The sequence below is a fragment of the Emticicia agri genome (assembly GCF_004168285.1).
GTDB lineage: Bacteria > Bacteroidota > Bacteroidia > Cytophagales > Spirosomataceae > Emticicia > Emticicia agri.
In genome coordinates, this window is record NZ_SEWF01000035.1 from 60,514 (window position 1) to 71,850 (window position 11,337).

The window sequence follows — 11,337 nt, forward strand, 5'->3', positions numbered from 1 at the left end:
TTTTCTCGTAACCATGCTTACTGCTCTCCATCAGGGAGGCGTATTAGGTGCTGTTCTGACTTACTGACTGAAAAATGGGGATACCTCCAAGTGTACATATATCCCATAGGATATTGTTTAGACGCATTTGCCTCTCATTTTTCAGTAGCAATTTAAACTTTTTTCCTTAATTTAGATTTTGATTCAAACATACGAGACGTATCGCAATCGCGCGGCGAACCGTACGTCTCTACGTGAAAAACATTATTACTGTTCAACCACCTTCTTCTTCCTCTTCACAGTCTGACTGGTGAAGGTGCTTTCAAAAATTTTATCCGCATTGCCTGCTTCAAAGCCCTCACGACGGTGTTCCCGCTTAATTTCAGACGGTTTCAGGTGCTGAAACTGTGGTAAAACCTTACGTTCGGCAAACTCTACATAGCTACCCGAAATCGGATGTGTTTCACCTCTGGCAAACTCGGCATCAATAATTTCGGCAACTGTTGAACTCTGTAACAGACCTCCGTCAGGGCTTATCTTGATTTTACCACCTGCATCATTGAGTTTGATGCCTTTTTTCTCTAAGAAATCATTAAATTCCTGAATGGTATTATATCCATCTTTCAGATTATGTACACTGATGGTATAATGATTCAGGTAATAACGGTTATAGATTACCCATGCGGCATATTCACTTTCTTTCAACAATGTCGAATAATCTTCCCAGGTTGGTATGCGCCACAAGGCTTTATGCAAAAACTCATCTACTGCCTCCCCATCATTCAGATCCAGACTATCAGCCGGGTCGGTTTTTACTTCATCTGTATAGCTTCTGATAATATCCTGAATATGCGGCGGCAAATCGTTTACTCTTAATTCGCTTACAAATATTCTTGGGTACTCAGGCTTAGGTGGCGAGAACCAGTAAGCATCTAATTTCTTGCCTTCAAAATAGAAGTAATCACGTTTTTCATAGCCCAGATGAAGAAAAATCTTCTCAAACGATTGAATCCCCAATTGTGGCACTCCCATCGTACGGAAAGCTATATGATCGTTTTCAATTTCGTTGGCATTGGCAATAATTCCTTCGGCAATCATGGCATCCGATACTTTCTGTACATCAGGTACACGCTCACGGTATCGGCGCATCAAGCCATCTAATACGTATGCTAAAGTTGCGTTATTTTTCATGGTTATTCTTCTCCTTTAAAAAATTGTCCGTTAGTGGTTGCTAAATAAGCATCTAATGCAATATCTTCCTGTTTAATAAATCCTTTATCTGGTAGTTTACCATCGGCTACCATTTCTACTACTGCGGCTATTGATGCTGCGGTTGTCCATGAAATGGCTCTCCAGTGCTTGCCATCAATTTCTATCGGGTGATACGCCTCATAAAACTCTTCGCGAGCCAGTTCTTCGCCTTTCCAGCCTTCTACTACGGCATACACATATACTACATCGTCCTGCACGGGTGGTTTGGCTTCTGTCAGAATCTGCTCAACCAACTCACGTTTATCTTTCAGAATTAGTTCATATAACAAAAATTTCATCAGTTTGGCATGCCCCGGATAACGAATGGTTTTGTAATTGAGCGTATCTACTTTACCCTCATAAGTTTCGCACATGGTGCCTAACCCGCCTGATGTACTGAATGCCTCAAACTCCTGTCCTTCAATCTGAATATGCTCTATGCCGTCTAAAGAGGGCACCATTTTTTTGGTTCCGTTATGAATTACTTCGGCATCGTTGATGTATTCGTTGATTACCCCTGCCGGAGACCATGTAAACGAATAGCCCATCAGTCCGTTCGGATAACGGGGCAATGCGCCAACCCGTAGTTCAATATCACGCAGTTTGGTAAAGCGTTTCGCTAAATCGGCTCCTACAATCCCAATCAGACCCGGTGCCAATCCACATTGTGGTGCCATTACTGAGGTAGCCGTTTTAGCCATTTCTCTGATAGCCGTAGTAGTAGGCACGTCTTCAGTAAGGTCAAAATAATGAATACCGAATTTATGGGCAGTTTGTGCAATAGGCAGGTTCAGATTATAAGGCATGGCCGACACTACAGCCTCAAAACTCGGAATAGTTTTCTCTAAAAAGCTGATGTCGTTTACATCGCCTAAAATAACATCAAAGGGTAATTCGGTATTTGGGTGGCGCTTGTCCATACCCATTACGGCAAAGCGTTTAGAGAGCAATACGCCCACCAACGAACCAACTTTGCCCATACCAATCACAAGTACGTTTTTCATGTCTGGTTTGATAATAAAGTTTATGATGAAACTACAAACACTATAATTAAACTCTTTTCGATAGAAATATATAGTACTATACCGACCAGTAACAGTCAGTTTAATAGCAAGATACACCTAAAGAAAACAATTTAGTAAAATGAGTTGTCAATAAATGATAAAGAATGATTAAGACTACCGACAAATATCAGGAACAAATGAGCAGGCACTACGAAGATAGGCGAGGCGTGCTAAGTGATATTTAAGGTCTTTGAACAAGTGAGAAGATTTATTTTTTAGCAAATGTAGGCAATTGAGGAGAATTTGCAAGAAATTTTTATTGAATCAAATTATGTTGGTAGTTAACACTATTGCTGTGGTGAAAGATGATTTCGTTTCTTCAAGGACAATTGGAGTTTCGGTGAATGAATTCACCGGCTAAGATAACAAAGGAATATTTTTTGTTTAAAACGGCCGACTTAAGTCGGCCTTACTAATATAAAACCTTTGTTATTTTAGACACCCAATTCATTGGGTGAACACAAAGTTTTTTTCATGAGAATAGCTTCCATTATACCAGTAACACAATAAAAAAGAACCATTCCCCGAAGAGAATGGCTCATGTATGAGTAAGGAATCGTAATGGGCAATTAAGAAATACCATCCAGCAATTTTTCTTCCTGCTCAATAAACGGCTGATTTTTCAGGCGTTTACCCGTAGCTTTAAAGATAGCATTGGCAATAGAACCTCCGGTTGGGGGCAAAGCAGGCTCTCCTAAACCTGTCGGGTCAATGCCATTATCAACAAAGTGTACATCAATAGCCGGAATTTCGTTCATCTTAATCAGACGGAAAGTATTGAAGTTGCTTTGGTTGGGCTTACCTTCATTAAAAGTCAGGTTACCATACATGGCGTGTCCCATTCCATCTACAATCCCTCCTACTACCTGGTTTCTTGCGCCACTCTGGTTGATAACCACACCACAGTCAACGGCTGCATATATTTTCTGTAATACGGGTTTGCCTTTTTTCATCACTACTTCTGCCACTTGTGCCACATAAGAAGCATGTGAGAAATAGACACTGAAACCCAGATGCACGCCTTTACGCTTTTTGTTCCAGCCCGATTTTTCTGCGGCCAGTTCAATGACTGCTTTCATGCGGGCAATGTCATAGCGTACGGGGCCTGTTGGCGAAGTTTTCGCTTTCTCTAATAAATCTAATCTGAATTGCACGGCATCTTTACCTGCGGCAGTAGCTACTTCGTCAATGAAAGACTGCTCTGCATAAGCCAGAAAGTTGGTAATGGGTGCTCTCCAGGGGCCTGTAGTAATAGGTGATTTATGGTCTACTGAATCAATCAAAAGATTAGGTACAGCACCTGACGGAAAGTTATTCTCACGGGTAGAGTTTCCGGCATTGATACCTACTCCACGAAGTGAGTAGCCTATCATATTGCCTTGTTTGTCAAGGGCAGCACGGAAACGGTAACGCACAGCCGGACGGTAGCTACCGCCTGTCATATCGTCTTCACGTGTCCAGATTACTTTTACAGGGGCTTTTACCAGATTCGATACCTCTACGGCTTCCAATACATAATCGGTGCCTAAACGCCGACCAAAACCGCCACCCATACGGGTAAGTTCTACTGTTACTTTTTCAGGCGCAATGTTCAGCAATTTGGCTGTTTGTCCTTGTGCATTGGCCGGGGTTTGGGTAGGGCCAACCAGTTCTACGCCGTCTTCTCTTACATGAGCAAAGAAGTTCATCGGCTCCATCGGGTTATGAGGCAGGAACGGGCATTGGTATTCTGACTCAACTATTTTTGCCGCATTCTTAAAGGCTTCTTCTATATCGCCCTCTTTTCTTCTTACTTCTGCTTTTGGCGAATCTAATAATTCTTTAAAAAGCTTATTGTGGTCGTTTGTACTCTCTAAATTCCCATCTTTTTCCCACTCTATTTTCAAAGCGTCTTTGGCTTTTTTTACTTCCCAGGTAGATTTACCGACAACAGCCACTTTGTTTTTGAATGAAACCACATCTACAATACCCGGCATAGCTTTAGCGGCCGAAGCATCAAAAGATTTTAGTTTTAACCCAAAAGCAGGCGGACGCTGTATCATTGAGAAAAGCATGCCTTCCCGATAAAAATCTATTCCGAAAAGGGGCTGACCTGTCAGGATAGGCTTGTTATCAACGTTTTTAATGGTTGAGCCTATCAGTTTAAAATCTTTCAGGTCTTTCAGTTTTACATCGGTCGGAGGGGTAATCTGAGCGGCATCAGTAGCTAATTCACCATAGCCCAGTCTTTTATTTGAGGTGGTATGTATCACATATCCTTTTTCGGTTTTACACTCACTGGCCGATACATTCCATTTTTTGGCAGCCGCTTCTACCAGCATCTGGCGGGCGGTGGCTCCGGCCTTGCGGAGTCTTTGCCAGGAGTGAGGAATAGACCCGCTACCTCCGGCCACCTGACGTTCAAATTTTTTGGTGTCTAAAGGGGCTTGTATCACTTTCACATTTGCCCAGTCAACATCTAATTCTTCGGCTACTATAATCGGGAAGGCCGTTTTGATACCTTGTCCGATTTCAGGGTTTGGTGAAAATATGCTTACGATTCCATCAGGATGAATCGACAGATAGGCATTCGGTGCAAAATCTGCTGCGGCAGTTGTGGCAACCTCATGGGCAAATACTTCTTTGCCAAACCAGTTAAAACTCAACATGAAACCACCCCCGGCAAGCGCGGCCGATTTCAAAAAATCTCTACGACTGTTGTTTGTGTTTTTCATGTTATTTCATTTTAGTTGCGGCTAATTGAACGGCTTCTCTGATTCGGTGGTAAGTACCACAACGACACAAGTTATTGGACATAGCAGTCTCTATCTCTTCGGTAGTAGGTTTAGGATTGCTTTTCAAAAATGCAGCGGCAGTCATAATCTGACCTGCCTGACAATAGCCACATTGAGGAACGTCCACTTCATGCCATGCCGTTTGTACAGGATGGTCTCCTTTTTCTGATAATCCTTCAATGGTAGTTATTTTAGCTTCGCTTACCGACGATACGGGTAAGATACAGGTACGCGTAGCTTCGCCATTGATGTGTACAGTACATGCCCCACACATGGCCATACCGCAGCCATATTTTGTACCTAATAGCCCTAAATGATCACGCAAAACCCATAGCAGCGGTGTATCGGGGGCTACGTCTGTTTTAAAGACTTTGCCGTTAATGTTAAGGTTGTAAGTTGCCATCGTAGTTTATTTTATTGATAGTCAATATTTTAATCAAAATTAAAGAAAATACTTCCAGATTGGAAAGAATTTTGATACTAATTATTTAGTTAGCTGGAAAAAATAGACCAATTGCCCAAATAATTATACCACATTTTGAGTATATTTTTCCACATACGTATATAAATTCCGTAAAAACGTAGATGGATTATAAATTTACTAATATACTTTAATAACTTTGAGGCACCGAATCTCCACTAATGCATGAAATTATGAGTTCACATTCAAGAAAAAATTTGTTCTCCGAAAAAATAGACGACTGGCTTATTGGATTTAAAGAGGGTGCCGACTTCCTGCTGTTATTCTTTAAAGAGGCTCTTAGTGGAAATTTTGAATTCAAAGAATTTGTTAATCAATGTTACCGCATTGGTAACAGTTCATTGCTACTCATTTCACTTACAGGTTTTGTAACAGGTTTTGTATTTACCAAGCAATCACGACCATCTTTAGAGAGTTTCGGGGCTACTTCATGGCTTCCTTCGCTGGTAACCATTGCCATCATCAGAGCATTAGCACCTTTGGTTACTTCTTTGATATGTGCCGGGAAGGTAGGCTCAAGTATCGGGGCAGAGTTAGGGTCTATGAAAGTAACTGAGCAAATTGATGCTATGGAGGTATCGGCTGTTAATCCTATTAAGTTTTTAGTAGTTACACGTATTTTAGCCACTACAGTTACCATCCCTATTTTATCATTTTATTGTGCCCTGATGGCCATGACAGGGGTTTTCCTGAATGTAACCACCAATGAAGATACCAGTTTTCCGGCTTTTCTGGAACAGGCTTTTAACAGCATCGTTTTTTTAGATTTATGGACAGCCATCATCAAGGCTGTATCTTTTGGCTTTACCATTGGTATAGTGGGTTGTTATAAAGGATACAATGCCAGCAATGGTACTTTGGGTGTAGGCAAAGCCGCTAATTCATCGGTCGTAATGTCGATGTTTCTGATATTTATTGAAGAAGTATTTATAGTACAGGTAACTAACTGGTTTAGATAAAATCCATTGAGTGATTGTGTGAATTAGTGATTGAGTGATTATGTCTTGAACTGTGATTTAGCTGATTAACCTGATTGCGCTGATTTATAAATTGATTATACGATTGTTGATTGTAAATCTTATCATAAAAATCATTAAATCAGCGGACGTCGCACGGGTAAATCACAGTTCAAGATTAAAAATTTAATCACTAAATCGCTCAATCACTCAATCACTCAATAGAGAGATGAGATATGAACAAAGTAATAGAAATAGAACATCTGTATAAGGCATTTGGCGACAGGAAAGTGTTAATAGATGCCAATCTGGATGTTTATGAGAGCGAAAACATGGTGGTGTTGGGAAGGTCAGGAACCGGGAAATCGGTACTGATTAAAATTATTGCCGGAATTTTGCCTGCCGATAAAGGGAGTGTAAAAGTATTGGGGCAGGAAGTAACCCAACTCAATAAAAAGGAAATGAATGAATTGCGCCTGAAAATAGGCTTTTCGTTTCAGAATAGTGCTTTGTATGATAGTATGACAGTAAGAGAAAACTTAGAGTTTCCGCTGGTGAGAAATGTACGGAATATGAGTCGGGGAGAAATCAACAAGGCGGTTCATAAGGTATTAGATTCGGTAGGTTTATTAAAATCTATCGACCAGATGCCTTCTGAGTTATCAGGTGGACAAAAGAAACGTATCGGCATTGCCCGCACGCTTATCATGAACCCTACGATTATGCTCTATGATGAACCTACTGCCGGACTTGACCCGATTACCTGTATGGAAATTAATCAGTTAATTAATGAAGTAAAAGAAAACTATAAGACGAGTTCTATTATCATTACACACGACTTGACTTGTGCCAAAGAAACAGGCGACCGTGTAGCAGTATTATTTGACGGCAATTTTAAATTTCAGGGAACATTCGACGAAGTGTTTAAAGACCCTGACCCAAGAATCAAGAATTTTTACGATTACAATTTCATAGAAAATCAAAAGAAATAGGTATTATGGCGACCCCAGAATCTTCATCAAGAGTAGCGGCCAAGGTTGGTTTATTTATCCTAATAGGTGTTATTATATTAGCTGCTGCTATACTTACGCTCGGAACCATGCGCAAATCATTTATTAGTCGCATTGATGCTACGGCTACTTTCAATAGTGTTAACGGCCTTACCAAGGGTAATAATGTATGGTATGCAGGTGTGAAAGTAGGCACAGTACAGGAAATATCTTTTACGCCTGATGCTAAAGTAAAGGTATTATTTAGTGTAGAAGACAAATCTCAGCCTTTTATCAAACAAGATGCCACTGTAAGAGTAAGCTCTGATGGGCTGATTGGCAACCCTATCATTCTTATTTCAGGAGGGTCTCCTAATGTTAAAATGATAGAAAGCGGACATACTTTTAAAGTAGAAGCAGATGTTACACAGCAGGAAATGCTCTCAACTTTGCAGGCTAACAACAAGAATATTCTGGATATTACCAATGATTTGAAAGGTTTAACGGCGGATATTCGTGCAGGACAAGGTTCTATTGGAAAGCTGATGAAGGACGAAGCCCTTTATGCCAGTATTTCGAAAAGTATGTCAACCGTTGAGGCTGCTACCAGAGACTTGAAAAAAGGCGCAACTGCCTTAGCCACACTTACAGATAAGTTAAATGCCGAAGGTAATTTTATTAACTCTCTTGCTACTGATAAAGAGATTTATCCGTCAATCAAAAATACGGTTGCCTCGCTGCAAAGCACTTCACAGACGTTGAAAGAAACAACGGCTTCTGCCCAGAAAACAGTCGGCAATTTAGAGCAAACTACCAACGCTTTATTGAATAACCCGAATAATACGATAGGTGTATTGTTGCATGACCCCAAAGCAGCCAATAATATCAGAGAAACCATCAGTAATCTGGAAAGTAGCAGTGAGAAATTAGACCAGAATCTGGAGGCCCTGAAACATAATTTCTTATTCAGAAGGTATTTCAGAAATCAGGCCAAAGAACAGGAAAAGAAGAAAGCAGAAGAGCAGAAGAAAGAAGAACAGAAATTGCAGTCTTCTAATCCTCAGCCGTAAGCCAGGTATATCCTGAGTTGGAATGGTAAATCCTTATACTTTTTTGCTTATAAAAAGCAGAGAAGCGCAGAAAACGACAAGCCTTTTACGCCTACGATTTTAAAGAGGATATTAGCCGAATACTGCATTCCTGAAAATCTATTGGTTTATCTGTTAAAAGTGTGAATGAGTTAAAATATGAAAACGTAACGCCATTTTTCTTAGAGAAATATGAAGCTTGGATGTTAACCTACGGTAAGGTTGCTCAGAAAAAAGGAGAAAAACCAAGCCCAGCAAGTTATACTACTATTAGTATTTACTTGCGTATTGTACGAACTATGTTTAATAATGCTATCGCAGATGAATTAATTTCAATTAAAATATATCCTTTTGGGAAAAAAGGCTATCAGATTCCTTCTATAAGAGGTAAAAAAAGAGCTTTGCCAAAATCGGATGTTTTAAGATTAATGTCTTATGAGGCAGAGCCTTATAGTTTTGAAGAAAGAAGTCGTGACTTATGGATTTTTTCATACCTCTGTAACGGAATGAATTTTTCAGACATTTGCCGGCTAAGGTGGATTGATGTAGACGGCGATAAAATTTCTTTTATAAGGAAAAAAACAGCTAAGACAAAAAAAGCCAAACTCGAAAAAATAGATATTTTATTAGTTGAACAATCAAAAGCGATAATTGATAAATGGGGGAATTCTACCCGAAAAGGTTATTTATTTCCGTTTTTAGATGAGACAATGGATGAAGAAAAGAAAATTTCAGTTATAAGTCAAGTAATACATATTACAAACGATTATCTGAAAAAGATTGCTAAGAAATTGGGCATAGATGAAAACATTACTACCTACTATGCGCGTCACTCATTTGCTACCATATTACTCCTTAGTGGCGCTCCTATGCCTTTTATAGGTAATTCGATGGGGCATGGTTCAGTCAAATCTACCGAGAATTATTTTGGGAGCTTTCCTGAAGAACTTATGAAGAAGTATTTAAGTGCTTTGATATAAGTTTATAGAGTCAGAAATGTAAGTTTTTAGTTAATATGGTTCCTTTAACGATTAATTAGAACCGTGGCACACATTGCTTTTACAGGCTCTGTAATGAAATTTTACTGCCTAAAAATAAATTTACTCTAATAGTCATTGCAGATAAGAAAAATATTTGTTAATTGGTGTCAAACCTGACACTATGAAACAAGTAAACCTAACCTCTGAAAACTGCATTTTCTTCCTCGGAGGCCATGACCTCGAAATGGCAGAAATCAAAAAACTGCTACTCGCCAAAGGCTTTGAAGTAAAGGATAAAAACAATTATATTAATATTATTTGCCTGATTAGGCTTTCCTTTTATAGGGTAATTATTTGACTATCAATATTTTAGAAAATAAATAAACCCCGAATATGCACAGATTTGGCATATATCGGGGTTTTTCGTATTTTGTGTCTGCGAAAACAATAAAATACGGATGCAATTTACTCTAATCGACTTGGATTCTCCAAATTTTTCCCGATTGTATATTTTCAAGAATAAGACAGAATTGGGAGCTATTTACCAAACTATTGATTGGCCCGCTCTGGTTAAGCTATTACCTCAAAAAAGAACGAAAGTAGGTTCTCCCTCACTATTACCTGCACAAGGCTATTTTGGTTTGATGTTTCTAAAGCATTATCTAAAATTAAGTGATGAAAAATTGTTGGAGAGGTTGAACACTGACTGGGCAATACAGATGTTTTGTGGCGTTCAACTGAAAGATTATCAAATGATTCGAGATAATGCTTTTGTGTCTAATGTACGAACCTATCTGGCAAAACATATTGATTTGGGTGTTTTTCAACAAACTCTGATTAGCCAATGGAAACAAGAGATACCTGATAAGCAGGTAGTATCGATGGACGCTTCATGCTATGAGGTCTACATTCGCTTTCCCACAGATGTAAAGTTGCTTTGGGAGTCGTGTCAGTGGTTGTGGGAGAAACAAATTCCTTCACTTTGTAGCACTTATCGAATCAAGTTACCGCGTTCAAAGTTTAAAGAACAGAAGATTAAGTATGTCGCTTACAGTAAATTGCGGAAGAAAAGCCATCGGAAAACTAGAAGTAGGCAAAATGCTTTATTGAAGCTATTGTACAAAGCAATAGAAGCATATCAATTACTGCTCAATCAAACCCAGGCGAAAGGATTAAGCATTGCAGAGGCAGAAACCTTTAAAACCATTAAGTTGGTTTATCAGCAACAAAGGCAGAGATATTTACACCATCAAGCCAAAATACCAAATCGAATAGTAAGTTTATATAAGCCCTATATCAGACCCATTGTTAGGGGGAAAGAAAATAAACCTGTTGAGTTTGGAATGAAAGTCCATAAGTTACAAGTGGGAGGAATTAGCATGATAGAACATTGTAGCTATGAGGCTTTCAATGAGTATAAACGCTTGAAATTAAGTATAATCAAGCACAAAAGTAGTTTTGGTGTATGTACACATATAGCTGCTGACCGCATTTATGCTACTAATGAAAATCGTAGATATACTACTAAGAAAGACATACAGACCAATTTCGTCAGAAAAGGAGCTGGCAAAGATGACAAAGCCACTAAACAAATCAAAACATTGCTCAATAAAGAAAGAGCTACAAGATTGGAAGGTAGCTTCGGAACAGAAAAAGAACATTATCTTCTACATAAAAATAAAGCTAGGAGTGCTGACAACGAACAAGTTTGGCTTTATTTCGGCATTCATACTGCCAATGCCGTTTTGATTGCCAAAAGAAGACAGAAAGCTCAA

The 11,337-nt window shown here is 39.3% G+C and carries 10 protein-coding genes; 6 read left to right on the forward strand and 4 right to left on the reverse strand.

The annotated features are described in order from the left end of the window. Positions 1 to 246: 246 nt before the first annotated feature. The 4 genes from EWM59_RS19910 to EWM59_RS19925 all read right to left on the reverse strand — a co-directional run bounded on the left by EWM59_RS19910 (position 247) and on the right by EWM59_RS19925 (position 5,471). A complete protein-coding gene (locus tag EWM59_RS19910; RefSeq protein ID WP_130023007.1) occupies positions 247 to 1,170 on the reverse strand; it encodes a DUF1338 domain-containing protein in 924 nt (307 codons plus the stop codon). 2 nt (positions 1,171 to 1,172) lie between these two features. Next, positions 1,173 to 2,234 carry a saccharopine dehydrogenase family protein gene (locus tag EWM59_RS19915; protein ID WP_130023008.1) on the reverse strand — a complete coding sequence of 354 codons (1,062 nt, stop codon included), beginning with the start codon at positions 2,232 to 2,234 and terminating at the stop codon, positions 1,173 to 1,175. Between the two features lie 629 nt (positions 2,235 to 2,863). Next, on the reverse strand, positions 2,864 to 5,008 hold the full coding sequence (locus EWM59_RS19920; protein WP_130023009.1) for a xanthine dehydrogenase family protein molybdopterin-binding subunit: 2,145 nt from the start codon (positions 5,006 to 5,008) through the stop codon (positions 2,864 to 2,866). 1 nt (position 5,009) lies between these two features. Beyond that, entirely contained in the window at positions 5,010 to 5,471 is a 462-nt protein-coding gene (locus EWM59_RS19925; protein WP_130023010.1) for a (2Fe-2S)-binding protein, read from the reverse strand. 251 nt (positions 5,472 to 5,722) lie between these two features. Between EWM59_RS19925 and EWM59_RS19930 the strand changes: the two genes are divergently transcribed. The 6 genes from EWM59_RS19930 to EWM59_RS19950 all read left to right on the forward strand — a co-directional run. Further along, a complete protein-coding gene (locus EWM59_RS19930; RefSeq protein WP_130023011.1) occupies positions 5,723 to 6,508 on the forward strand; it encodes an MlaE family ABC transporter permease in 786 nt (261 codons plus the stop codon). Between the two features lie 233 nt (positions 6,509 to 6,741). After that, the gene (locus EWM59_RS19935; protein WP_130023012.1) at positions 6,742 to 7,497 is read left to right on the forward strand and encodes an ABC transporter ATP-binding protein; all 756 of its coding nucleotides are present in this window, start codon (positions 6,742 to 6,744) and stop codon (positions 7,495 to 7,497) included. A 5-nt stretch (positions 7,498 to 7,502) separates the two neighbouring features. Further along, positions 7,503 to 8,564 (forward strand): MlaD family protein, encoded by a 1,062-nt coding sequence (locus tag EWM59_RS19940; RefSeq protein WP_130023013.1) that lies wholly within the window; start codon positions 7,503 to 7,505, stop codon positions 8,562 to 8,564. A gap of 161 nt (positions 8,565 to 8,725) precedes the next feature. Then, a complete protein-coding gene (locus EWM59_RS19945) occupies positions 8,726 to 9,562 on the forward strand; it encodes a site-specific integrase (RefSeq protein ID WP_130023014.1) in 837 nt (278 codons plus the stop codon). Between the two features lie 181 nt (positions 9,563 to 9,743). Continuing rightward, positions 9,744 to 9,920 carry a hypothetical protein gene (locus EWM59_RS27725; protein ID WP_165372238.1) on the forward strand — a complete coding sequence of 59 codons (177 nt, stop codon included), beginning with the start codon at positions 9,744 to 9,746 and terminating at the stop codon, positions 9,918 to 9,920. Between the two features lie 100 nt (positions 9,921 to 10,020). After that, positions 10,021 to 11,337: transposase (locus tag EWM59_RS19950; protein ID WP_130023015.1), on the forward strand; the 1,317-nt coding region annotated here is incomplete at its 3' end.